Origin of the sequence: Sphaerisporangium dianthi (genome assembly GCF_042654065.1) — a bacterium.
Lineage (GTDB): Bacteria > Actinomycetota > Actinomycetes > Streptosporangiales > Streptosporangiaceae > Sphaerisporangium > Sphaerisporangium dianthi.
On sequence record NZ_JBHSFP010000001.1, the window covers coordinates 286048 to 308293 of the forward strand.

At 71.7% G+C, this 22246-nt stretch carries 22 protein-coding genes and 1 pseudogene; 16 read left to right on the forward strand and 7 right to left on the reverse strand.

What is annotated here, in order from left to right; translation table 11 throughout:
- Positions 1-137 precede the first annotated feature (137 nt).
- Positions 138-959, reverse strand: a complete 822-nt coding sequence (locus ACFO60_RS01145) for a CDP-alcohol phosphatidyltransferase family protein (RefSeq protein ID WP_380835802.1) — start codon at positions 957-959, stop codon at positions 138-140.
- A gap of 109 nt (positions 960-1068) precedes the next feature.
- Here ACFO60_RS01145 and ACFO60_RS01150 point away from each other — a divergent pair, with 109 nt between their 5' ends.
- The 5 genes from ACFO60_RS01150 (at position 1069) to ACFO60_RS01170 (ending at position 5734) form a co-directional block, all read left to right on the forward strand.
- On the forward strand, positions 1069-2055 hold the full coding sequence (locus ACFO60_RS01150) for a zinc-dependent alcohol dehydrogenase (RefSeq protein ID WP_380835803.1): 987 nt from the start codon (positions 1069-1071) through the stop codon (positions 2053-2055).
- Between the two features lie 31 nt (positions 2056-2086).
- Positions 2087-2485, forward strand: coding sequence for a 6-pyruvoyl trahydropterin synthase family protein (locus ACFO60_RS01155; RefSeq protein ID WP_380835804.1), 399 nt, complete (start codon positions 2087-2089; stop codon positions 2483-2485).
- A gap of 147 nt (positions 2486-2632) precedes the next feature.
- Positions 2633-3736 (forward strand): glycosyltransferase family 4 protein, encoded by a 1104-nt coding sequence (locus ACFO60_RS01160; RefSeq protein WP_380835806.1) that lies wholly within the window; start codon positions 2633-2635, stop codon positions 3734-3736.
- Entirely contained in the window at positions 3733-4671 is a 939-nt protein-coding gene (locus tag ACFO60_RS01165) for a class I SAM-dependent methyltransferase (RefSeq protein ID WP_380835808.1), read from the forward strand. Before ACFO60_RS01160 ends, ACFO60_RS01165 begins: the two co-directional genes overlap by 4 nt.
- 22 nt (positions 4672-4693) lie before the next feature.
- Positions 4694-5734, forward strand: coding sequence for a lysylphosphatidylglycerol synthase transmembrane domain-containing protein (locus ACFO60_RS01170; protein ID WP_380835810.1), 1041 nt, complete (start codon positions 4694-4696; stop codon positions 5732-5734).
- Here ACFO60_RS01170 and ACFO60_RS01175 read toward each other — a convergent pair.
- Entirely contained in the window at positions 5648-6373 is a 726-nt protein-coding gene (locus ACFO60_RS01175) for a creatininase family protein (RefSeq protein WP_380835811.1), read from the reverse strand. The two genes, ACFO60_RS01170 and ACFO60_RS01175, sit on opposite strands and share 87 nt — an antisense overlap.
- A gap of 84 nt (positions 6374-6457) precedes the next feature.
- Here ACFO60_RS01175 and ACFO60_RS01180 point away from each other — a divergent pair, with 84 nt between their 5' ends.
- From ACFO60_RS01180 to ACFO60_RS01200, 5 genes are all read left to right on the forward strand, one after another.
- Positions 6458-7111 carry a GTP cyclohydrolase II gene (locus ACFO60_RS01180; protein WP_380835813.1) on the forward strand — a complete coding sequence of 218 codons (654 nt, stop codon included), beginning with the start codon at positions 6458-6460 and terminating at the stop codon, positions 7109-7111.
- A gap of 1 nt (position 7112) precedes the next feature.
- Positions 7113-7928: an inositol monophosphatase family protein gene (locus ACFO60_RS01185; protein WP_380835814.1), complete on the forward strand. Its 816-nt coding sequence runs from the start codon at positions 7113-7115 to the stop codon at positions 7926-7928.
- Between the two features lie 736 nt (positions 7929-8664).
- Positions 8665-9243: a hypothetical protein gene (locus ACFO60_RS01190; RefSeq protein ID WP_380835815.1), complete on the forward strand. Its 579-nt coding sequence runs from the start codon at positions 8665-8667 to the stop codon at positions 9241-9243.
- A gap of 524 nt (positions 9244-9767) precedes the next feature.
- Entirely contained in the window at positions 9768-10379 is a 612-nt protein-coding gene (locus tag ACFO60_RS01195) for a dihydrofolate reductase family protein (protein ID WP_380835817.1), read from the forward strand.
- 79 nt (positions 10380-10458) lie between these two features.
- On the forward strand, positions 10459-10767 hold the full coding sequence (locus ACFO60_RS01200) for a serine hydrolase (RefSeq protein WP_380835818.1): 309 nt from the start codon (positions 10459-10461) through the stop codon (positions 10765-10767).
- A gap of 77 nt (positions 10768-10844) precedes the next feature.
- Here ACFO60_RS01200 and ACFO60_RS01205 read toward each other — a convergent pair whose 3' ends face one another.
- The 3 genes from ACFO60_RS01205 to ACFO60_RS01215 all read right to left on the reverse strand — a co-directional run bounded on the left by ACFO60_RS01205 (position 10845) and on the right by ACFO60_RS01215 (position 12847).
- Positions 10845-11378 carry a hypothetical protein gene (locus ACFO60_RS01205; protein WP_380835820.1) on the reverse strand — a complete coding sequence of 178 codons (534 nt, stop codon included), beginning with the start codon at positions 11376-11378 and terminating at the stop codon, positions 10845-10847.
- Between the two features lie 255 nt (positions 11379-11633).
- Positions 11634-11882 (reverse strand): hypothetical protein, encoded by a 249-nt coding sequence (locus tag ACFO60_RS01210; RefSeq protein WP_380835822.1) that lies wholly within the window; start codon positions 11880-11882, stop codon positions 11634-11636.
- 164 nt (positions 11883-12046) lie between these two features.
- Positions 12047-12847 (reverse strand): AfsR/SARP family transcriptional regulator, encoded by an 801-nt coding sequence (locus tag ACFO60_RS01215; RefSeq protein ID WP_380835824.1) that lies wholly within the window; start codon positions 12845-12847, stop codon positions 12047-12049.
- Between the two features lie 298 nt (positions 12848-13145).
- On the opposite strand from ACFO60_RS01215, the gene ACFO60_RS01220 reads away from it, so the two are divergent.
- From ACFO60_RS01220 to ACFO60_RS01245, 6 genes are all read left to right on the forward strand, one after another.
- Positions 13146-13538: a MerR family transcriptional regulator gene (locus ACFO60_RS01220; protein ID WP_380835826.1), complete on the forward strand. Its 393-nt coding sequence runs from the start codon at positions 13146-13148 to the stop codon at positions 13536-13538.
- Between the two features lie 206 nt (positions 13539-13744).
- Entirely contained in the window at positions 13745-14431 is a 687-nt protein-coding gene (locus ACFO60_RS01225) for an NADPH-dependent F420 reductase (protein ID WP_380835828.1), read from the forward strand.
- A gap of 79 nt (positions 14432-14510) precedes the next feature.
- Positions 14511-16451 carry a serine hydrolase gene (locus ACFO60_RS01230; protein WP_380835830.1) on the forward strand — a complete coding sequence of 647 codons (1941 nt, stop codon included), beginning with the start codon at positions 14511-14513 and terminating at the stop codon, positions 16449-16451.
- A 23-nt stretch (positions 16452-16474) separates the two neighbouring features.
- Positions 16475-17146, forward strand: a complete 672-nt coding sequence (locus ACFO60_RS01235; RefSeq protein ID WP_380835831.1) for a response regulator transcription factor — start codon at positions 16475-16477, stop codon at positions 17144-17146.
- Positions 17143-18351, forward strand: coding sequence for a HAMP domain-containing sensor histidine kinase (locus tag ACFO60_RS01240; RefSeq protein ID WP_380835832.1), 1209 nt, complete (start codon positions 17143-17145; stop codon positions 18349-18351). Before ACFO60_RS01235 ends, ACFO60_RS01240 begins: the two co-directional genes overlap by 4 nt.
- Before the next feature lie 82 nt (positions 18352-18433).
- Complete coding sequence (locus tag ACFO60_RS01245) at positions 18434-19252, forward strand: SDR family oxidoreductase (protein WP_380835834.1); 819 nt, start codon at positions 18434-18436, stop codon at positions 19250-19252.
- Between the two features lie 160 nt (positions 19253-19412).
- On the opposite strand, the pseudogene ACFO60_RS01250 reads toward ACFO60_RS01245, so the two are convergent.
- Positions 19413-19552 (reverse strand): annotated as a pseudogene (locus ACFO60_RS01250) (phosphorothioated DNA-binding restriction endonuclease); the annotation flags it as partial.
- A 66-nt stretch (positions 19553-19618) separates the two neighbouring features.
- Positions 19619-22246, reverse strand: a complete 2628-nt coding sequence (locus ACFO60_RS01255; protein WP_380835835.1) for a glycoside hydrolase family 2 protein — start codon at positions 22244-22246, stop codon at positions 19619-19621.

Here is a 22246-nt window from a genome sequence, read left to right on the forward strand (position 1 = left end):
GCTTTCGGGGGCGCCCTGCGGGTTCGGTTTCAGGAGGGCACCCTGCGGGTTCGGCTTCTGAAGGGTGGCCGGCGGGTTCGGTTTGTGGAGGACGCCCAGCGGGTTCGGCTTCTGAAGGGCGGCCGGCGGGTTCGGTCTCAGAGGGCATGGACCAGGCTAGGCTCTTCGGCGGCCTCGCGTGCCGTCCGGCCGCGCTCGTGGAGGGCGGTCGCCTGGCAGTGTGCGGGACTGCGGCCGGTGTGCCGGTCTCGCCGCAGCCAGAGCCACCAGATGTCCCGGCCGAACGACCACACCAGCGACGCCAGTGCCAGCCCGGCCAGGCCGGTCGCGACGGCACCTGGGACCACCTCGGCGCTCACGATGACCAGGATGATGCCCTGCAGCGCGGCCACGGTCTTGCGGGCGAAGCTCGGCGGCAGTGGCGCCCGCAGCCAGGGCGCCGCCCAGGCCGCCGCGACGAAGACGTACCGCATGGCGCCGATCGCGAGCACCCATACGCCGGTCGACGCGGCCGCGTGGACGCTGAGCACCAGGATGAGGAAGGCGTCGGTCTCCATGTCGAAACGCGCCCCGAGCTCTGACACGGTCGCGGTGCGCCGCGCGACGTGGCCGTCGACCCCGTCGAGGATCAGCGCGACCGTGGCGAGGACGACGATGTACGCGACGGGCGCGTCTCCGCCGGTCAGGTCGGTCGTCACCAGCGCCGTGACGCCTGCGGCCAGCTCGGCGCGGGCCAGGGTGACCAGGCCGGCCGGTCCGAGCGAGCGGCTCCCGGATCGGTCCAGGGCGCGGGTGAGGAGGACCGAGAGGACGACGGCGCAGGCGACGCCGGCCAGACCGCCCGCGGGGCTCAGGCCCGCGTCGGCCCAGAGCACGACGAGCAGGACGGCCTGCATCCCCACCCCGGCGGCCGGTCCGCGGACCGGAATCTCCGTAACGCGCCAATCCAGTGTGGTCAACTACGCCTCCAGCTCCAGAACCTCGGATACGGCGCGTCCAATAGCATTTCCGCTGACCCGCTCCGAGTAGGGAAGACTCCCCCTGCGATGAAGTACGACGAGGAGGCCGATGCGGATCAAATCAGATGCGTTCTGGCTCAGATCTCCCGGAGAAGGGGAGATCCGGCCGGTCTCCGTGCCGCGCCCAGGGGCCGGCGAGGTCCTGGTCCGCAGCCTGTATTCCGGCGTGAGCCGGGGCACGGAGAGTCTCGTCTTCCGCGGCGGTGTGCCGGAGAGCCAGCATGAGCTGATGCGGGCGCCCTTCCAGGAGGGCGACTTCCCCGGGCCGGTCAAGTACGGCTATCTCAACGTGGGGGTGGTCGAGGAGGGGCCTCCGGCCTGGCAGGGCCGTACCGTCTTCTGCCTCTATCCCCACCAGACCCGCTACGTCGTCCCGGTCGACGCGGTGACCCTGGTGCCCGAGGCGGTGCCGCCGGCGCGGGCGGTGCTGGCCGGCACGGTGGAGACCGCGGTGAACGCGCTGTGGGACGCGGCGCCGCTCATCGGCGACCGTATCGCCGTCGTCGGGGCGGGGATGGTCGGCTGTTCCGTGGCCCGGCTGCTCGCCGGGTTTCCCGGCGTCCAGGTGCAGCTGGTCGACGTGGATCCGGCACGGGCGGCCGTCGCCGAAGCGCTCGGCGTCGGCTTCGTGACGCCCGAGCAGGCCGACGGCGAGTGCGACCTGGTGGTGCACGCCAGCGCCACCGAGGCCGGTCTGACCCGGTCGTTGGAGCTTCTGGCGACCGAGGGCACCATCGTCGAGCTGAGCTGGTACGGCGACCGGCGGGTCAGCGTGCCGCTCGGCGAGGCCTTCCATTCCCGTCGCCTGATCCTGCGTGCCAGCCAGGTGGGCGCGGTGTCCCCGGCCCGGCGTTCCCGGCGCACCTACGCCGATCGGCTGTCGCTGGCCCTGCGCCTGCTCGCCGACCCCGCGTTCGACGCGTTGATCACCGGCGAGTGCGCGTTCGCGGACCTGCCCGAGGTGATGACCCGCATCGTTAGTGGCGATCTGCCCGGATTGTGCCATCGAGTCGTGTATGGTCCCGCCGAGGACTGATCGGCAACCGACCTCCTGGAGAGTGAACTCGTTGTTCAGTGTCACCGTTCGCGATCACATGATGGTCGCGCACAGCTTCCGCGGCGAGGTCTTCGGCCCGGCGCGGCGGTTGCACGGCGCGACATTCGTCGTGGACGCGACGTTCCGCCGGGCCGAGCTCGACGGCGACAACATCGTGGTCGACATCGCACTCGCCACCCAGGAGCTCGGCGCCGTGCTCGGCGAGCTGAACTTCCGCAACCTGGACGACGAGCAGGCCTTCGCCGGGACCAACACCACGACCGAGTTCCTCGCCAAGGTCATCGCCGATCGGCTCACCGACCGGGTACGCGCGGGCGCGCTGGGCGAGGGGGCGCGCGGGCTGGACGGGATCACCGTCACCCTGCACGAGTCGCACGTCGCCTGGGCGAGCTACGAGCGCGCTCTTTGAGCTCGCCCGCCGCCGCGTCCACGAGCACGGCAGCGCGCTTCTCGAACTCGCCCGCCGCCTCCATGAGCACGGCAGTGCGCTTCTCGAACTCGCCCGCCGCCGCGTCCACGAGCACGGCAGTGCGCTCATGAGCACGGCGGCGCGTCCATGAGCGCGGCAGCGCGCTCGGTGCACGTCTTCCTCCCCGGTGACGTGGACGATGTGACCCTGCCCAGCGGGGGCAACACCTACGACCGGCGCGTGTGCCAGGGCCTCGCCGCGGCGGGCCGGCCGGTCCACGAGGTCGCCGTGGGCGGTGACTGGCCGACGCCTGGTGCGGACGCCCGGGCGGAGCTGACCCGGGCGCTCGCCTCGCTCGCCGACGGCGCCGTGGTGCTGATGGACGGGCTGGTGGCGTGCGGCGTCCCCGACGTCGTCGTCCCGCAGGCGCGCCGGTTGCGCCTCGCGGTGCTGGTCCACCTGCCGCTGGCCGCCGAGACCGGCATCGCGCCCGCGCTGGCCGAGGAGCTCGACGCCGCCGAGCGAGCGACGCTGCACGCGGCCACCGCGGTGCTGGCCACCAGCCCTTGGGCCGGGCGCCGGTTGATCGGCCACCACGGCCTCGACCCGGACCGGGTCCACGTCGTCCCGCCTGGCACCGACCCCGCGCCGCTCGCCCCTGGCTCCGACGGCGCGTCCCGGCTCCTCTGCGTGGCCGCGCTCACCCCTCGCAAGGGGCAGGACCTGATCGTGCGGGCTCTCGGATCGCTGGTCGACCTGCCGTGGACCTGCGAGTTCGTCGGAAGCCCGCACCGCAGTCCCGCCTACGTCACGCGGCTGCGCGAGCAGATCGCCGCGCTCGGCCTTGAGGATCGGGTACGGCTCGCCGGCCCGCGCACCGGCGAGCGGCTCGCCGCGAGCTACGCCGCCGCCGACCTGGTGGTGCTGGCCTCGCGCGGTGAGACGTACGGCATGGTGGTGACCGAGGCGCTGGCCCGCGGGATTCCCGTGCTGGCGACGGCCGTGGACGCGGTGCCGGAAACCCTGGGCCATGCCCCCGACGGCCGCGTCCCCGGGTTGCTGACGCCCCCGGAAGACCCGGTGGCGCTCGCGGACGCGCTGCGCCGCTGGCTCGGCGAACCCGGCCTAAGACAACGGATCAAGAGGTCGGCCTGTGACAGACGTGACATGCTGGACGGATGGGACGTGACCTCACGACGCCTGGCGGACGTGCTGGAACGGCTTCGGCGGCAGTCCTGGCCGGCCACGTGAACGCGCCCCGATACAGCCCGCGCTGGCTGGCACTGCGCGAAGAAGCCGATGCCTCGGCCCGCTCGGCCGACCTGCTCGACCCGCTGCGCGCCCATCTGACGAGCCAGCGCCCGCCGGCCGACCGGCGGACGAGCGAGCACTCGCCGACCGACCGGCGGACGGATGCCCGCTCTCCCGCCGACCGGCGGACGGATACCCGCTCCCCCGCCGACCGGCTGGTCATCCGTGATCTCGGCTGCGGCACCGGCGCCATGGGGCGCTGGCTGGCCGCCCGGCTGCCCGGCCCTCAGCACTGGATCCTGCACGACCGGGACCCCGACCTGCTCGCGCGTGCCGCCGCCGGCGTCCGCGGCCCGGCCGGCGACGGCGGCCCGGTCACCGCGGAGGCCGAGCAGGGTGATGTCACCCGGCTCCGCGCGGGCGACCTCGACGGCACCTCGCTGGTCACCGCCTCGGCCTTGCTGGATCTGCTCACCGCCGACGAGGTGGACGCCATCGCCGACGCCTGCGTGAAGGCCCGGCGCCCCGCGTTGCTGACCCTTTCCGTGGTGGGCCGGGTCGAGCTGGACCCGGCCGACCCGCTCGACGCCGAGATCGCCACCGCCTTCGACGCCCACCAGCGCCGGGTCACCGATGGCCGTCGCCTGCTCGGACCCGACGCGTCCGCTTTCGCCGCGGCGGCCTTCGCGCGACGGGGCGCCGTGGTGCTCAGTCGGCCCAGCCCATGGCGGCTGGGCGCGGATCAGAGGGCGTTGACCGCGGAGTGGCTGCGCGGCTGGGTCGGCGCCGCCTGCGAGCAGCGGCCGGACCTCGCGCCGGAAGGGCGGGCCTACCTGCGGCGCAGGCTCGACGCGTGCGCGGCCAGCGCGTTGCGCGTCGTGGTCGGGCACGACGACCTGCTCGCGCTCCCGGCGCCCGCGACCGGTGCGTGCTGATGACGAGGATCGGTGCGCGCTGATGATGAGACGGATGTGGCCCTGGCTGCGCATGATCGTCGCGGTGGCCATCCTGCTCGTGCTGGTGTGGCGGCTCGGCACCGGCGCGTTCGTCGACGGACTCCGGCTGGTCGACGGCCCGGCGGTGCTCGCCGCGCTCGGGATCGGACTGCTGACCACCGTGTTCAGCGTCTGGCGGTGGCGCCTGCTGGCCGACCGGCTCGGCCTGCCGTTGCCGGTGCTCACGGCGGTCGCGGACTACTACCGGGCGCTGTTCCTCAACGCGGTGCTTCCCGCCGGCGTGCTCGGCGACGCGCACCGCGCGCTTCGTCATGGACGGTCCGCCGGTGACGTCGGCCGCGGCGTCAGCGCCGTGGTGCTGGAACGGACCGCCGGCCAGGTGGTCCTGGTCGGCGCCGGCGTGACCGCGCTGCTGGTGGAGCCTTCGCTGGCCGCGACGATGGTCCATTCCCTCATGCCAGGTCTTGCCGTGCTGCTGGGCGGGCTCGCCGCCGCCGGCGTGCTCGCGGCATGGGTCTGGCGCAGGACGGACGCTCCGAGATGGCGCCGCGCGGTCACGACCGCCCTGGTGGATGTGCGTCGCGGCCTGCTGGCCCGCGACGCCTGGCCGGGGGTGCTGGGGCTGTCCGCCGTGGTGCTGCTCGGGTATGTCGCGATGTTCCTCGTCGCCGCGCGCACCGCGGGCTCGGCCGCGCCGATCGGACGGCTCGTCCCGCTGGCGCTGCTGGCGCTGCTCGTGATGGCCCTGCCGGTGAACGTCGGCGGATGGGGGCCGCGCGAGGCCTTCTCCGCGGTGGCGTTCGGCGCCGTGGGGCTCGGCGCCCCGCAGGGGCTCACCACCGCGGTGGTGTACGGGGTGCTCGCCTTCGTCGCGAGCCTGCCGGGCGCCGTGGTGCTGCTCCTCCGTCGCGGCACCCGATCGGCTGACCGCGTACCGGCCGCAGAGGCGCCGGCGCTAGGGGCCGAGGACGGCGAGGTAGGCGCCGAACGATTCGACCAGGCTCTCGAGGACGGCTTTCCCCTTGCTCGCCGAAGCCAATGACGGCCTGCCGATGATGCCCGACTCCGTGTACGCCGCCATGCCGAGGGTGAGCAGATGCTGACGATCGTCGGACAGCCGGTCGCCCGATTCGTAGCCGTCCCTGACCAACCGCGGATGAGCGTGCAGAAGGATGGACGTCTCCAGCTCCCCCGCGTGCATGTCGCTCCAGGCGGAGGTTTCAAGGCCCGACGCGGCCCACGCCGCCTCCCAGTCCGCGCCACCCGGGAACACCGCCATGCGCTGCCCGGACGCGGCGGCCTCCTGGACGACGTTGCCCAGCACGTAGTTGCCGCCGTGGCCGTTGACCAGGACCAGCCTGGTGATACCGGACCGCTGGAGCGAGGCCGCCATGTCCCGGACCACGGCGTAGAGCGTCGTGGCGGAGATGCTGACCGTGCCCGGCCAGTCCGCGTGCTCGTGCTCGTGGGAACACGAGACGGTGACGGGCGGCAGGTGCAGCACGGGATGGGCGGCCGCGAGCTCCCCGGCGATCGTGCAGGCGACGATCGTGTCGGTGGCCAGCGGGAGAAAGGGCCCATGCTGCTCGAAGCTGCCGATGGGCAGCAGCGCCACTCGCGCGCGCCGATCGCGTACTTCGGTGGTGGTGGCCAGCGGCAGGAGATATGTGGAGTCGCTCATAGGCCGCCAGCCTCGGCCACCGCTCACGATCTCGCAACAGCCGGAGCCGCCGAATGTCGGCCGTTGGGAAACAAGGAGAGATAGATGCGTGACCTCAGCATCGCGGGCGAGGACATCGCCGAGGCGGATCTGGTGACTCCGCGCGGCACCTTTCGCTCGGTCGCGTTCCGGGACCCACTCGACGGGCACGAACATCTCGCCCTGGTCTTCGGTGAGACGAGGAAGGGGGAGAACGTTCTCGTCCGGGTGCATTCGGAATGCGTGACGGGCGACATCTTCGACGCGATGCGGTGCGAGTGCGGTGATCAGCTCAACGCCGCGCTCGACGCGATCGTCCAGAACGGAAGCGGTGTCCTTGTGTACCTGCGCGGGCACGAGGGCCGCGGCATCGGCCTGGTCGCCAAGGTGCGCACCCACGTGCTGCAGGACGACGACGGTCTGGACACCGTCGATTCGGCCACCGCGCTGGACCTTCCGGTGGACACGCGGGACTTCAGCCCGGCCGCCCGAGTGCTGAAGTACCTGGAGGTCCGGTCGATCCGGTTGATGTCCAACAACTCCGACAAGATCCGCGCCCTCGAATCGCACGGAATCGTGGTGGCGGCCCGAGTTCCGCTCCTCGTGCAGGCCAACGCCCACAACCTCCGCTACCTGATCGCGAAACGCGACCGGCTCGGCCACCACCTGCCGCATCTCGACACGGTCACGCACGGCCGGCTCGGCACCGCCGGTGCCTGACGTGACCGACCACATCGAACTGCTGCCCATCGCCAGGGAGGCCGTGGCGACAGCGCACCGGATCATCCGGTCCCGGATGCCGCATTCGGTCATGGCGAAGGGCGACCGCGACATGGTGACCGACGTCGACCTCGCCGTCGAAGACGCGGTGCGCGGCTTCCTGGCCCGCGAGACCCCGGAGATCGGGATCCTCGGCGAAGAACGCGGACGCACCGGCTCGACGGACGACGCACTGTGGTGGGCCCTCGATCCGGTGGACGGCACGGCGAACCTCGCCCGCGGTGTTCCGTTGTGCGCGGTGTCGCTCGCTCTGGTCAAAGGCCGGAACAGCGTGCTCGCGGCGATCGACCTGCCGTTCCTCGGGGTCCACTACACCGCCGCCGCCGGGCACGGGGCGTTCATGGGAGACGAGCGCATCCGCGCCTCGGAGACCCGGGTGCTGTCAGAGGCGATGATCTCGATCGGCGACTTCGCCGTCGGCGCGGACGCGGAGCCGAAGAACCGCGTCCGGATGGCGCTGCTGGCCCTGCTCGGCGGCCAGGCGCAGCGCATTCGGATGATCGGCACCGCGGCGATCGACCTGGCGTGGGTGGCGCAGGGCAAACTCGACGCGTCGATCATCCTGGCCAACGAGCCGTGGGACACGATGGCGGGAGTGCTGCTGGTCCGCGAGGCCGGCGGCCTGGTGCTCGACCAGGACGACACCCCGCACACCGCCGCCTCGACCGCCACCATCGCCGTGTGCCCCGGCCTGCGGGACACCATCATGGCCGCCCTCCGCCAGGCCCACACCGACACCGGCGGTAGAGGCGGGTGACGTCGCGCCAGAGGCGCCCGCCAAGCCTCACATCGCGGCGGCGGTCATCGATGCGGTGACCAGGAGACCGTTCGAAACTCCCCAGCGAGGTCACCTCTCTCGGGTGTAACGAGTGGTCGTGGTGCCGGCCGAAGGCCCTCCAGTCAAGGGCGCATTTCCCTCGGCGCGTTGACGGAGGTGATGTAGCGTGTGATCGTCGACTCAAGGTTCTGGACGCTGGACTCTGTTTTGTGGGTGCGCGGTCTCGTGCGCGATGCATTGCAGGACCCAGCGACAGGCGCCGATTCCGAGGGGTGATCTGTCGTGCCTTTGATTCTCGCTGCCCTGTTGACGGTTCTTCCATGGCTTGTGCTCGGACTCGTCGCACTCGTACGTGCCCGCCAGGAGGACATTCCTCATGTCATCCGCGCCCTGGCCCGATGGGGCCGCCGCTAGCAGGCCACGAACGCGATCTGCGGTGCACCATGACATCCCCTGGGAGGGTCCACCAGGCCCGGCACCCGGCATCGACCGCGTCCGCGCGGTCTGTGGCGACGAACTACGCATCGCCGAGGCCGCCGCGGCGGAGAACATCCGCCCATCCCCGGTTCACCCCGGCACCTCGCCTGACAGTGAGGATGATGGGCGCCTCCCGGCCAGAACGCGACTGGGCTACGGAGAACCTGCGAGCGCTCCGCGCCGGGAGTACGGCCTGCCGCCCAAGTCTCGCGGCGGCTGTTCCTTTTAGAGTATGGGGATGGGCCGGTTATTGGTGGTGTTCGTCGTCGTGGTCGCCGTTCTGTGCGGTTGCGGCTCGGAGGGGGTGCTGAGTCAGGCCGTCATCGACCGGGCAGAGGCGCAGGGGGCGGCCCCTGACCTGATCTACGCCGTGGAACTGCCCGGTTACGAGCTCGCCGAACAGTCGGTCGGCGGGGTCGGGGACGAGGGCTTCGGCGCCTTCTACGTCTCGCCCGACGGCAGGAGGGTGGAACTGCGCGTCGACCGCGGCTCCTTCAGCGACGGCCTGTGCGCCGACACCTCCATCGACGGCGCCGAGCCGCCCACCGCCCCGGTGCGGTGTGAGCGCGACGAGGTCGGCTGGTACCGGCAAGGCGGCGGCCGCCACGACTACACCGCGATCCGCGGCGACCACTACATCCGCCTCGCCGGCCGGCTCGCGGACGTGGACCGGCCTGCCCTGAAAGCCGCCGTCGCCGGTGCGCGACCGGCCACCGGGACCGGCACGCCCTCTCCACCGCCCAGCCCCGTGGAACGCGGCGACCTGCCCACCAACGGCGACGGCGCCCCCGACAACGAGGTCGGCCCCGGCGGCTGACCGGCCGCGCGGCGCGGACGCCGCCACCATACGCGCCGCCCTGGAAACGCCTGCGCCTGGTGCCGGTACGGCCGGAGATCCGGCGGCGCCCACTCGCGAGCGCGAAGGTGGTAATGAGGTACTGCGTCAGACTCCGCTGAAGCTCCTTCGCCGCCGGTCTCGACCTCATCGACCTACCTCACGTCGCCCCTGCGCCGGGTTGGCGCCGGCTTCAGGGGGTCAGCGTGGGGGCGCCTCGTTCAGGCAGCGGAGTACTGGTGGGTCAGCAGGGCGGTCGGGTCGAGGGTGTGGGTGGTGGTCACTCGGAAGGTGATGGTTTTCGCCGGGGAGGAGGGTGAGGAGCATGTCGTCGACTTCGGCGGTCGGGGAAGAGGGCGAGTTCGCGGACGATCGTGCGCGCGGTCGCCGTGACCAGGTAGCAACGGGGGTGATCTGGAACCGGCTCAGCCGAGCGGCGTGGAACTGGACCTTACGGCTGAACCGGATCCCGTCCTACGGTCAATAACGAGCGAAAGGCGTGCCCCATGACAAACGTCGTGCTGAACATGAGTGTGTCAGTGAACGGCTTCAGCGCCGGACCCGATGTGACCGTCGAGCATCCCATGGGCGAGGGCGGAGAGCGGCTCCACGAGTGGCTGTTCAACAGCGGTTCGGATCGGACCACGGACGTTGCCGGCACATCCCCGAATGGAGTCGACGCCCAGGTCGCACAGGAGATCTTCGCATCGACCGGCGCCGTTGTGGTGGGCAGACGCACGTTCGACGTGGGAGTGGAACTGTGGGGGGACACCCCGTTCCCCGTGCCCTGCTTCGTGCTCACCCATCAAGCCCGCGAAAGGTTGGTCATGAGAAGCGCGGCGTTCACCTTCGTGACCGACGGGATCGAAAGCGCGCTCCGGCAGGCCCGAGCGGCGGCGCGCGACAAGAACGTCCTCATCATGGGTGGGGCGAACACCGCACAGCAGTTCGTGAGGGCCGGGCTCGTGGACGAGATTCAGATTCAACTGGTGCCCGTGCTGCTCGGTTCGGGCACCCGGCTCTTCGACCACCTGGGCACCGATCACATCGAGTTGGAACGAGAGAGGTTGATCGAGTCACCGAACGTGACGCACCTGCGATTCCACATCGCAAGATAGCCGGTCGGCCCAAGCCCGCCGGAACCTCCCGGCCGCAGCAGGTGATCGCCCTGGCCATATATCTTGTTACGGTTTCTGGATGTCTTCTCGGCGTGTCCTACTGCCGCGGTCGGCACCGGCCGCGTCGGGGGTGTCGTTCCGCGGGGTCGCCGCGCTGCTGGACCTGCTCGAAGAGCGATCCGTGGAGTGTCACTCCATCATGGTCCCGCGCCATGGTCACGTCGCCGCCGAAGGCTGGTGGGCGCCGTACTCGGCCGGACGCCCGCGCCTGCTCTACTCGCTGACCAAGTCGTTCACCTCGATCGCCGTGGGGCTCGCGATCGACGACGGGCTGCTCTCACTGGACGATCGGGTGGTGGAGGTGCGATCTCAATCGGCACGACTCTGACCGCGGCGGATCCCGGCCGCCGGCTGGAGGCCGGGATCCTATCGCGAACCGATCGCTTGCCTCGTTACGCGAACCGCTCAGCAGCTGATGTCTACTGCGTCGACGATGTTGTTGTAGACCGAGGGGAGATTGCCGGCCGTCCAGGGAAATATGGTTCCCAGGTAGGTCCAGGTACCGGTCCAGTTGTACAGGTCAAGGTAGCTCGCGCTGTTGTTATCGACAGACGTGAGGCGATCGTTGATCACAGGGTTGAACTGGCTCGTGCTGCCGAAGTTCCACCAGCCACAACCCGGCGCCCGCCATAGGAACGCGGCACCGTTCGAGCCGTCATAGTAGCTGGAGCGATACTTGGGGCTGCCATAGGCGCCGCCGGCGAGGGATGCGGTCTCTGCTTTCGGGGCACCCCCCTGCTCGCTCGCCGCCCCCCTCGAGTTGGTGAGCTCGATGCGCACTCGATGCGCGGGGGGTGCTGGGAGATCGGCCGAGGAGTCCGCCTCCGCCGCAGTGCCGACGCCGATTGCCGCGAGCACGAGGACGCTGCCCAGGAGAGCGGCGCCGAAGACGCCACGGGCCTTCGTGCGGGTACCGCTTCGCGTGAAGATCTTCTTCATGGTGCCTCTTCTTTCGTGTGGATGAGATCGGCCGGGACTCACCCGGGAGGAATGGGGGACATACCTGCCCGACATGGGCTACCGGCCCACTTGCTGAGCCGGTAGCGGCATACCTGGCGCGCGGGAGGCGGCTCCCGCCTCGCCGGGGATCGGGGGTCATGAGAGCCTCGAGACCACCGGTCCGCCGAGCCCCACTCGGCGTAGAGCGCCGCCGTCCGCACGCCCCCAGGGAAAGGGACGTCGGAACAGGACCAATCAGGTCGGACCAGGGCCGATCACCGTCGGACCAGGGCCGATCACCGTCGGACCAGGGCCGATCACCGTCGGACCAGGGCCGATCACCGTCGGACCAGGGCCGATCACCGTCGGACCAGGGCCGATCACCGTCGGACCAGGGCCGATTTCGGTACTGGAATCGGCCATCGCCTGGCTCGGACCGGTGGCGGCCACGACCACGGTGACGATGCCGGCCAGCAGGCCGGCCATGATCGTTGATCTGGACATGTTTCTCCTCTGTATTCGCGCCGCACCGCTCGAAGCCTGAGCGGTGATCGCTGTCCTGGACAGGATGACAACCGTCGCTTGACACGGACTTGCCATGACCGGCCGTCCATCCCGGGAATCACGGACGAGGAGCTCAAGGTGCGAGATGCGCACAGCGAACGTGATCAAGCTCCGAGGGCGCGAAGGTACGAAGGCGCGAGGTGGAGCGAGTCGTCCGCGCGGACCATCCGGTCGTGCAGATCCTGAAGTTTTCTCGTCGGATCGAGGCCGAGTTCCCGCCCGAAGTCCCGGCGGGCCGTTCGGTACACCGCGAGCGCGTCGGGCTGACGGCCATCGCGGTACAGCGCGAGCATGTAGGCCCGAATCAGCTTCTCCCTGAAAGGATGGCGCCGTACCAGGTCGGCGAGCTCCGGGAGGAGCTCCCGGTGCCGGCCGCACTCCAGCTCGGCGTCGACGCGCGACTCGACCGCGGACAACCGCAGTTCCTCAAGGCCGGTCCCTACCCGGTCCCGCAGCCGGTCCGTGGCGGCATCGGCGAGCAACGGCCCTCGCCAGTACGACAGCGCGTCCCTCAGCAGTTCGGACCGGTCCCCTGGACCGGCCGCGCGACGGGCCCGTTCCACCAGGTCCCGGAATCGATGGACGTCCACGGCGCCCGAGTCGGCCTCGGCCAGATATCCGTCACCCCGGCGCAGCAGCCGGAATCCCTTGGAACCGGTCCGGTCGGGATCGAGCGTCCCTCGTAACCTGGCGACGTGACTGTGCAGGCTGCCCCGGGCGTTGTCCGGCGGATCGCCGTCCCAGAGCAGCTCAAGCAGCCGGTCCACCGGGACGACTCGTCCCGCGTCCAGCAGCAGCAGGCCCAGCAGGCAGCGTTGGGCGCGTCGGCGCAGGCCGGTGGGGCCTGTGTCGTCCCACGCCTCGACGGGACCCAGCAGCCGGAAGTACCAACCCCCGTTATGCATGATCTCCCTCCTCGGTGTAGCCGTGAAGCATGTCCGTGCGTCCGTGAAGCACCGTCCGGAAACGGGCGGACAAAGCCTCGTGTCGAACGCCCCCGTCCGGAACGCGGCTCGGGGAACATCGGAGAATCCACCCTGACGACCGCCGTCCTGTCGGTGAGATCGATCCGGGTGAGAACGTCGTCAGCGGTGTCGGCCGTGCCTGATGCGCCGCGTTTCGCGTCGGTGGTCCCCTGGCCGGCCATGTCGCGAACGCTAGATGCTAGACCGAGGTCTAGGTCAACGGACTATGTTCGGCATCATGCGGAACGGTTGGAGCATCGGCGAGGTGGCGCAGCGCGTGGGGGTCAGCGTCCACACCCTGCGGCTGTACGAGCGTGAGGGGTTGCTCGCCGGCGAGGTGCGGCGTGACGAGGTCGGCCGGCGGGTCTACAGCGCCTGGGACGTCGAGTGGCTGGCCAACTGCGTGACGTTCCGGGCCTCCGGCATGCCTCTGGCCACGATCGGCCGCCTCGCCGAGCTGGTCCGTGAAGGCAGCGGCAACGAGGCGGAACGGCTGGAGCTGCTGCGCGCGCACCAGCGCCGCATCGCCGAGCAGCTCGCGCAGCTGCACGACTGTCTCGACCTCATCAACGCCAAGGTGGCGAGCTACGAACGGCACCTCGCCGCCGGCGCCTCCGGAGACCCCTGGTGAGACCGGGCAAGGGCCTTTCACGTGGCCGGGTGCCGGTTGTGGCCGGACGTGTCACACGACGGCGAACCTCGGCGGGGTGCGGCGGACAAGGTCAGGTCCAGGGGTCATCGTCCTCCTTCACGAACCCGGTCTCGTCTGCGACCAGCCCTGCGCGACCCTGTTAGCCGGTAGGAATAGTCGTGGGTGGGGGCGAGGTTGTCGGGGGCATGGGAACTCTTGGATTGATCGGTAGCGGGAACATCGGGGGCACGCTCGCGCGGCTGGCGGTGGCGGCCGGGCTGGACGTCGTGCTGAGCAACTCGCGCGGCCCGGACACCTTGGCCTCGCTGGTCGAAGAGCTCGGCCCGCGCGCCCGCGCCGCGACGCCGGCCGAAGCCGCGGCCGCCGGGGACTGGGTCGTGGTGACCGTCCCGCTGCGGGCGTACCGCGAGGTGCCGGTGGAGCCGCTGGCCGGCAAGGTCGTCCTGGACACCGACAACTACTACCCCGAGCGCGACGGCCGGATCCCGGAACTGGACGCCGAGCAGACCACCACCAGCGAACTGCTCCAGCGGCACCTGCCCGACGCCAAGGTCGTCAAGGCGTTCAACAACATCTACTTCAAGCACCTGGCCACCCTCGCTCGCCCGGCGGGCGCCCCCGACCGCTCCGCCCTGCCGATCGCGGGCGACGACCTCGCGGCCAAGGCGGTGGCCACCGCGCTGCTCGACACCCTCGGCTTCGACGCCGTCGACGCCGGAACGCTGGCCGAGAGCTGGCGTTTCCAGCGCGACGCCCCCGCCTACGTGGTGCCCTACGCCAAGAACGCGCCGGGCACCGGCGTCACGGACGCCCCCGGCTCCCCCGCCGACGCCGCCACCATCCGCGCCGCCCTGGCCGCCGCCCGCCGCTAGCGCGGGTGTCGCACAGGCGGGCGCCCCCGCCTGGGCTCGTTCACATCAGGTTCGCAGGGGTGTCCGTACGGTCGCTCGCATGAGAAAGCCTTGTGCAGTACTGGCGGCCGCGGTGGTGGCCCTGTGCGCGGCGTGCGATGCCCGGCAGGGCGCACCGGAACGCGACTCGGCCGCGCCGGCCGCGCCCGCGACGCGCGCGGCCGCCTCCCGGTGTGACGGCAGGCTCGGCGAGGGCTTCGACGCATGGGCGAAGGCCGGTTTCAGCGGCTCCATCGCCATCTCGACGGCCGGCAGGTTCGACTGCCTCGCCGCCTACGGACGGGCCGACCAGGCCACCGGCCGGACGAACACGCCGAGCACGGTCTTCAGCATCGGGTCGGTCACCAAGGCGTTCACCGCCGCCTCGGTGTTCGGCCTGGTCGACGAAGGGAAACTGTCGCTCGACGACCAGGCCGGCGAGATCCTCCCGCAGTTGAGGGGGCCGGTGGCCAAGGCGACCGTCCGGCAGCTGCTCCTGCACACGAGCGGCCTCAACGGATCGCACGGCGCCGACTACCAGCCCCTCGGACGCGACGCCGCGCTCGCGGCGATCGATGGACTGACGCCGGCCTTCCGGCCGGGCACCGGATACCTGTACTCCAACGCCGGGTACACGCTGCTGGCGCTGATCATCGACAAGGTGTCGGGGACCGGCTACCGGAAGTACACCGCGGCGGCGACCTTGCGGCTTCCCGGCGGCGCCGTCGCCGGCGGGTTCTGGAGCGGCGAGCCCTCGGCGCCGGGCCCGCGCGCCATCGGATACCTCGACGACGGCGCGCCCGGCCAGCGGGGCGACTTCGCCGGGCCGCACTGGGCGCTCGACGGCAACGGCGGCCTCGCCATGACGACACGAGACCTCGCGTCGTGGACGTACGCGCTGTTCACCGGCCGCATCGTGTCCCCGGCGTCGGCGAAGGCCATCAGCAGCCCGGGGTACGACCAGGGCGACGGGACCGCGGAGACGCCCGGATGGGTGCGCTACGGCACGTCGAAGTACGGCACGCCGCTCCTGGTCACGGCGGGCGGCGGAGGCGATGTCGGGCACAACGCCGTCGTGGCGTGGCTGCCCGAACGGCGGCAGGTGATCGCGATGGCGTCGAACACGCCCAAGGTGAGCGCCGAGCGGTTGCTGGAGGTCGTGGGGCCGGCCGTGATCTCCGGCGATCCGCTGCCGGCGCCGCCCGCCCAGGCCGGGGACGACGACGCGGCCCGCGCGGCCGCTATCGTCGGAACGTACCGGCTGGACACGGGAGGTTCGTTCGAGGTGACCGCGACCGGCGGCCGGACGGCGATCTCCGCGAGCGGCGCGGACGCCGTCGCGGCGCTGTTCCCGCCGCGGCGCGTGCCCGCCGCCGAGCTCCGCGCGAACGAAGGGCGCGTGCTGGCGCTGCTCGGCGGGCAGACCCAGGAAGGCCGCAAGGAACGCGCGGGCTTCGAGCGGTCGTTCGGCCCCATCAGCGGATTCACGCTCAGGGGAACGGCCGTCATCGGGGGCGACGTGCGCACCTATGTCGCCATCACGGCGCGGGACAAGGTGATCATCGGCTGGTACTTCCTGAACGAGGAGGGCGGCATCGGGGCTGCCCAGGTGCCGGCCGAGCCTCCGCGGCTGCCGCTCGTCGCGTCCGGCGACGGCGGCTTCCGGCCGGACGACCCGACCGGCTCCGCCCCCGACGTGACCGTGGAGGTCGCGGGAGGCCGCCTCACCGTCTCCGGCCCGGCCGGGACCACGATCGCCCGGTCGGCCAGGAGCGCGGGCACCCCTCCGTCCGAGGACTCGAGCGCCCGGTCGACCTCGGCCCCGAACCCCCCTGCGGCCGCGGACTCGAGCAGCCGGCCGACCTCGGACGCCCCTCCTGCCGGGGACACGAACGGCCCGACCCTGGACACGGACGCCCCTCCTGCCGGGGACGCGGACGGCCCAACCTTGGACACGAAGACGCCTCCGGCCGGGGATTCGAGCGCCCCGCCGGCCGGGTGACTTCGAGCGGAGCGGAGCCGGTCATGCGCATCCTGCTGCTGGAAGACGACCCCGACCTCGCGGAGGTCGTCGCTCTCGGTCTGCGCAACGAGTCCTACGCCGTCGACGTCGCGGGCACCTACGCCGGCGCCGAGGAATCGCTCCGGACGACGGAGTACGACGTAGCCTGCCTGGACCTCGGCCTGCCCGACGGCGACGGGCTCCACCTCGTCCGCCGCCTGGCCGGTGACCCTGACCTCCACCGGCCGGGCCGCCTGCTCATCCTGACCGCGCGCGACGCCGTGGACGACCGGGTGGCCGGGCTCGACGCCGGGGCGGACGACTATCTCACCAAACCCTTCCATTTCGCCGAGCTGGTCGCCCGGCTCCGCGCTCTGGCGCGCCGCGGCGACCAGCACGGAGCGACGTTGCGCGTCGGCGAGCTGACGCTCGACCTCGCGGCGCACCGCGCGTGGCGGTCCGGCGCCGAAGTGCACCTCACCGCACGGGAGTTCTCCTTGCTGAGGTACTTCATGCGTCACCCCGGGCAGGTGCTGTCGGCGGAGAACCTGCTGGAGCACGTGTGGGACGCCCACGCCGACCCGTTCACCGCGTCCGTCCGGGTGATCCTCAGCCGGCTGCGCAGGAAGCTCGGCGAGCCGCCGCTCATCATCACGATCACCGGGGCGGGCTACCGGCTGACGGCCCCGGCATGAGCGGCGACCGGCCCGACCGCCCCGCCGTGCGCCGCATCCCATCCGACCGCCCCGCCGTGCGCAGCGACCGGCCCGACCGCCCCGGCGTGCGCGGCGACCGGCCCGACCGTTCCGGCGTGCGCGGCGACCGGCCCGACCGTTCCGGCGTCCGCCACGCGTGGCGATCGTTGCGGGTGCGGCTCGCCGCGCTCGGATTCCTCGCGATCTACCTCCCGGCCCTCCTGCTGTTCGGCGTCATCCTGCTGACCGACAGCGAGACGGCCGCGAACGCGGTCGGCGGCGTCGAGACGATCAGCAGCACGTCCGCCCACGGCTCCGCCTGGGTCACCTGGACGATCGTCGCGCTCGCGCCGGCCGCCGCCGGTCTGGCCTGGTGGTGGGCGGGCCGGGCGGTGCGTCCCATCGAGCGCGTGCGCGAGGTCGCCGAGGACATCGAGGGGACCGACCTCGGCCTGCGCATCGGGCTCGGCCAGGGTCCGGCCGAGGTCGTGCGGCTCGCGGCGAGTTTCGACGCGATGCTCGACCGCCTCCAGCAGGCGGCCGAGACGCAGCGCCGGCTCGTCGAGGAGACCAGCCACGAACTGCGCACGCCTCTGTCGGTGCTGATGACCGGAACCGAGGTCCTCCTCGCCCACCCCTCCCCCACCGTCGAGGTGTACCGGGAGGGGCTCGAACGGTCCAGGAAGACGATCGACCGGCTCGAGACGACGATCGAGGAGCTTCTCGTCGAGGCGCGCGGGCGAGCCCGCGTGATCGAGCGCCGCCCGGCCGACCTGGCGGCCATCGTCCGGGACGTCCTGGACGAGGCCCGGGTGCCGGCGGCGGCGAAGAAGATCAGCCTCGTGGTCACCGGGCCGCCGGCCGTCGAGTGCTCGGTGGACGCGTCCACGGTGCGGCGGGCGATCGCGAACCTGGTGGGCAACGCGATCAGGTACGCGCCCGCCGGCTCGGCGGTCGAGGTGGACGTCGGGCTCACCGAGTCGCAGGCCGTGGTCACCGTGACCGACCACGGCCCCGGCATCCCCGCCGACCAGCAGGAACACATCTTCCAGCGCTTCTGGCGCGGCCACCGCGACACCCCGGGCACCGGCCTCGGCCTCCCCATCGCCGTCCAGATCGCCCAGGCCCACGGCGGCACCCTCACCGTCCGCTCCCCCGGCCCCACCGGCGACGGCTGCGCCTTCCGCCTCACCCTCCACCCCTGACCGCCCCAATGTCCTTCATCCGCCTGCTCACGGCACCGCGGCGGCTGACCGGGACGCGACTGATCAATTATCGTGACCGGTCATGAGGGTGCTCATCGTCGGTGGCAGTGGTTTTCTCGGCAGCGAACTCGCTCGGCAGTGTTCGGTGGCCGGGCATGAGGTGGCTGCCACCTTCCTGACCCGATCAGGAGAGACCGCAGGTGTTGAGTGGTCGCCGCTCGATGTGCGCCGACGAGAGGGCGTCGACGCGCTGATCGGCGCAATTCGGCCAGAGGTGGTCATCAACGCCGCGTACCGGCAGACAGATTGGGCGACCACGGCGATCGGAGCCGTGAACGTGGCTCTCGCCGCGTCCAGGGCAGGTGGACGCCTGGTCCATGTGTCCACCGACGCGATCTTCTCCGGTGCCGCGATTCGCTATGACGAGACATGCGTCCCCGACCCGATCACCCCGTATGGTGCGGCCAAAGCCGCTGCCGAGACAGCAGTGAACGCGATCGCGCCGACCGCGGTGATAGCTCGGACATCACTGATCATCGGTGACGGTGGTTCTCCGCACGAGGCACTGGTGCGTTCACTAGCCACCGGCAGAGCGAGCGGAATGCTGTTCACCGATGACGTGCGCTGTCCCGTGCATGTCGCCGATCTCGCCGCGGCGCTCCTCGAACTCGCCGCATCCGAGTATCACGGCATCCACCATGTCGCCGGAACCGATGCGGTGAGCCGATTCGAGCTGGGGCTGCTCATCGCCCGGCGTGACGGACTAGACGCGGACCGACTGCCTTCAGGCCGCCGAGCGGACACCGACTTGCCCGGCCCGCTAGATGTGCGCTTGGAGTGCGGCACGACTCAGCGGCGGCTTCGGACCAGGCTGCGTGGCGCTCGGCAGTTTCTGGGATGAGGTCCGCCTATGATCGCGGCCTTCTCCTCAGTGCACGTCGGGGCGGTTGCGGGCGGGGGTGCGGAAGACCTGGCGCTGGTGCCATTCGATGTTGGCTGGGGCAGCCGGCTCGATCCCTGCATGTGGGGAGCGGACGGGGCGCTCGGACAGGGCGAGGATCATCTGCCGGGCGGATGGGGAACGGCCCACCACCCTCGCGCTGGTGGCGGCCGAGGGCGTAGAAGGCAGGAGCGGCTTGTGCGGAGCCCGTTCGCCATCTCGCCAGCGCCGGATGCCCGCGAACTGCTCGACCCGGCCCATGGCCCGTCAGATTATGGCAATGAGGCCGACAGCGCTGCCCGCGAACGCGAACCGCCGACCGACCGCCTACCGTGCGGTCTCGTTGAGGCAGCGGAGTACCGGCGGGGTGACCAGGGCGGCCGGGTCGAGGGTGTGGGGGGTGGTGACGTGGAAAGTGGCGGTCTCGCCGGGGAGGAGAGTTATCAGCATGTCGTCCACCTCGGCGGTCGGGTCCAGGCGGTCAGGGAAGAGGGCGAGTTCGCGGACGATCGTCCGGGCGGTCACCGTGACCAGGTAGCCGCCGGCGGCCGGTTCTGCGCGGGCGTCGAAGTCGGCCGCCGGGAAGGCCACGGCCGAGTCCTCGGCGAAGAACGCGAGCGTCCGCCGGTCGTCCAGGCGGACCGCCAGCAGCTCGGCGGCCGGGTCGCCCGGCGTGGTCAGCGAGCGGGGCAGTTCGACCCGTGTCACCGAGCGGGGCTCGGCAGCCACCTGGAAGGTCTCCTTGGCCAGCGGCTCGCCGCCGAGCGCGTACCGGACGACCGACAGGTCCCCTCGCCAGGGCTCATCCGAGTCGTTGACCGCCACCACGGCGCCGTCGCGGACCTCGAGGATGCGGTCGGCGTAGACGCGGCGCAGGGCGTACCAGAGGGGTTTGCGCCGGGCGTCGCCGTCGACGGCGGCCCAGGAGGTGACCGGCCAGCAGTCGTTGAGCTGCCACATGACGGTGCCGGAGCAGTGCGGCGCCAGCGTGCGGAACCAGCCGATGCCGAAGGCGACGGCGCGGGCCTGGTTGAGCTGGGTCAGGTAGTGCCAGTCGTCGAACCTCTCCGGCCGGGTGAGGTACCGCCAGTCGCTCGACGTGTCCGACGAGGTCGGGTGACGGTCGTCCTCGGATGTCTTCGGCCGGGTGAGGCACTGCTCGTCGTCCGACGTACTCGGCTGGGTCGGGTGGCGGTCGTGGTCGAAGGCGTTCGGACGCGGCAGGTGGTCGCCGAGGCCGCGCAGCAGTTTGGCGTTGCCGTCGATCGCCTTCTGGTGGTGCAGGACGAGCGGGGCGTCCGCCGCGAGGTCGCCGCTGACCGCGCGGCGCAGCGTGGCGTAGGCGGGCGGGCCCTGGAAGCCGAACTCGGCGGCGAACCGGGGCCGGTAGGCGGCGTACCTGGTGTAGTCCTCGCGGTTCCAGACGTCCCATATGTGGAGCGTGCCACGCCCGGGGTCGTTGGGCGGCAGGTCCGGCGCGCCGGAGTAGGGGCTGCCGGGCCAGTACGGGCGGGTCGGGTCCAGCTCGGAGACGATCGCGGGCAGCAGGTCGTAGTAGAAGCCGCCGCCCCAGCTGCGGCCGGCCAGCCGTTCCTCCCAGCCCCAGTCGGACCGGCCCTCGATGTTCTCGTTGTTGCCGCACCACAGCACGAGGCTCGGGTGCGGGGCGAGCCGGACGACGTTCTCGCGCGCCTCGGCGGCCACCTCGGAGCGGAACGGCTCCTCCTCGGGGTAGGCGGCGCAAGCGAACGGGAAGTCCTGCCACACCAGCAGGCCGAGGGAGTCGGCGAGGTCGTAGAAGTCCTCGCTCTCGTACAGGCCGCCGCCCCAGACGCGCAGCAGGTTGACGTTCGCCTCGACGGCCTGGCCGAGGCGGGCGGCCAGGCGCTCGCGGGTGATCCGGGCGGGGAAGCAGTCGTCGGGGATCCAGTTGACGCCGCGGACGAACACCGGCCGGCCGTTCACCGAGAGGGTGAACGCGTCGCGGTCCAGCTCGACCGTGCGGAAGCCGATGCGCCGATGCCACCGTTCCTCGCCCATGCGGACGGTGAGGTCGTACCGGGCCTGGCCGCCGTGGCCGCGCGGCCACCACAGCTCGGGTTCGGGCACCTCCAGCCGCAGCACCGCCTCGCGGGCTCCGGGGGCGAGCAGGGCCCGGGCCTCGACCCCGGCCACCTCGGCGGTGAGCTCGTGCGGCTCCTCGGTGGTGCGCTCGACCCGTACGCGCACCTCGACGTGGCCGGTGCGGCCGTCGAGGGTGACCAGCGGGCGCACCTCGGCCAGCCGGGCGCCCGACCAGCTCGACAGGCCGATCGGCCGCCAGATGCCGGCGGTGACCAGCGTCGGCCCCCAGTCCCAGCCGAAGTTGCAGGCCATCTTGCGGATGAACTGGTAGGGCTCGTCGTAGGCGCCGGGCCGGTCGCCGAGGGCGGCCCGGCGCGCCTCGGCGTAGGCGTACGCGGAGGCGAAGCGCACGCGCAGGGTGTTGCGCCCTTCGCGCAGCAGGTGGCGCACCGGGAAGCGGTAGGACCGGTGCTGGTTGGCGGTGCGGCCCACCTCGACGCCGTTGAGCACGACCGTGGCGACCGTGTCCAGGCCCGCGCAGACCAGGTCGGTGCGCTCGTGCTCGTCCGGGGTCCAGGTGAAGGAGGTCTCGTACGCCCAGTCGGTGCGGCCGATCCACGACAGCCGGGTCTCGTTGTCGTCGAGGTAGGGGTCCTCGATCAGCCCGGCGGCGAGCAGGTCGGTGTGCACGCAGCCGGGCACCGTAGCCGGGACGCCGGCGACCGGAATGCCGGAGGTCGGCACACCGGAGTTCTGGAAACCGGCGACCGGGACGCCGGAGGTCGGCACGCCGGAGGTCGGGACGCCGGCGACCGGGGCGTCGGTGACCCGGGTTTCCGCGTCGGCCGCGGTCAGGGTCCAGCCGTCGTGCAGGGCACGATAGGCGCTCAA

Excerpts from the sequence above, each read along its gene's own strand:
- ACFO60_RS01245 (WP_380835834.1), top strand. The coding sequence starts at position 18,434 with ATGAGGGTGCTCATCGTCGGTGGCAGTGGTTTTCTCGGCAGCGAACTC.
- ACFO60_RS01215 (WP_380835824.1), bottom strand. The coding sequence starts at position 12,847 with ATGCATAACGGGGGTTGGTACTTCCGGCTGCTGGGTCCCGTCGAGGCG.
- ACFO60_RS01175 (WP_380835811.1), bottom strand. The coding sequence starts at position 6,373 with ATGAGCGACTCCACATATCTCCTGCCGCTGGCCACCACCACCGAAGTA.
- ACFO60_RS01225 (WP_380835828.1), top strand. The coding sequence starts at position 13,745 with ATGGGAACTCTTGGATTGATCGGTAGCGGGAACATCGGGGGCACGCTC.
- ACFO60_RS01230 (WP_380835830.1), top strand. The coding sequence starts at position 14,511 with ATGAGAAAGCCTTGTGCAGTACTGGCGGCCGCGGTGGTGGCCCTGTGC.
- ACFO60_RS01180 (WP_380835813.1), top strand. The coding sequence starts at position 6,458 with ATGCGTGACCTCAGCATCGCGGGCGAGGACATCGCCGAGGCGGATCTG.
- ACFO60_RS01220 (WP_380835826.1), top strand. The coding sequence starts at position 13,146 with ATGCGGAACGGTTGGAGCATCGGCGAGGTGGCGCAGCGCGTGGGGGTC.
- ACFO60_RS01170 (WP_380835810.1), top strand. The coding sequence starts at position 4,694 with ATGATGAGACGGATGTGGCCCTGGCTGCGCATGATCGTCGCGGTGGCC.
- ACFO60_RS01190 (WP_380835815.1), top strand. The coding sequence starts at position 8,665 with ATGGGCCGGTTATTGGTGGTGTTCGTCGTCGTGGTCGCCGTTCTGTGC.
- ACFO60_RS01160 (WP_380835806.1), top strand. The coding sequence starts at position 2,633 with ATGAGCGCGGCAGCGCGCTCGGTGCACGTCTTCCTCCCCGGTGACGTG.
- ACFO60_RS01235 (WP_380835831.1), top strand. The coding sequence starts at position 16,475 with ATGCGCATCCTGCTGCTGGAAGACGACCCCGACCTCGCGGAGGTCGTC.
- ACFO60_RS01240 (WP_380835832.1), top strand. The coding sequence starts at position 17,143 with ATGAGCGGCGACCGGCCCGACCGCCCCGCCGTGCGCCGCATCCCATCC.
- ACFO60_RS01210 (WP_380835822.1), bottom strand. The coding sequence starts at position 11,882 with ATGTCCAGATCAACGATCATGGCCGGCCTGCTGGCCGGCATCGTCACC.
- ACFO60_RS01195 (WP_380835817.1), top strand. The coding sequence starts at position 9,768 with ATGACAAACGTCGTGCTGAACATGAGTGTGTCAGTGAACGGCTTCAGC.
- ACFO60_RS01150 (WP_380835803.1), top strand. The coding sequence starts at position 1,069 with ATGCGGATCAAATCAGATGCGTTCTGGCTCAGATCTCCCGGAGAAGGG.
- ACFO60_RS01205 (WP_380835820.1), bottom strand. The coding sequence starts at position 11,378 with ATGAAGAAGATCTTCACGCGAAGCGGTACCCGCACGAAGGCCCGTGGC.
- ACFO60_RS01200 (WP_380835818.1), top strand. The coding sequence starts at position 10,459 with ATGTCTTCTCGGCGTGTCCTACTGCCGCGGTCGGCACCGGCCGCGTCG.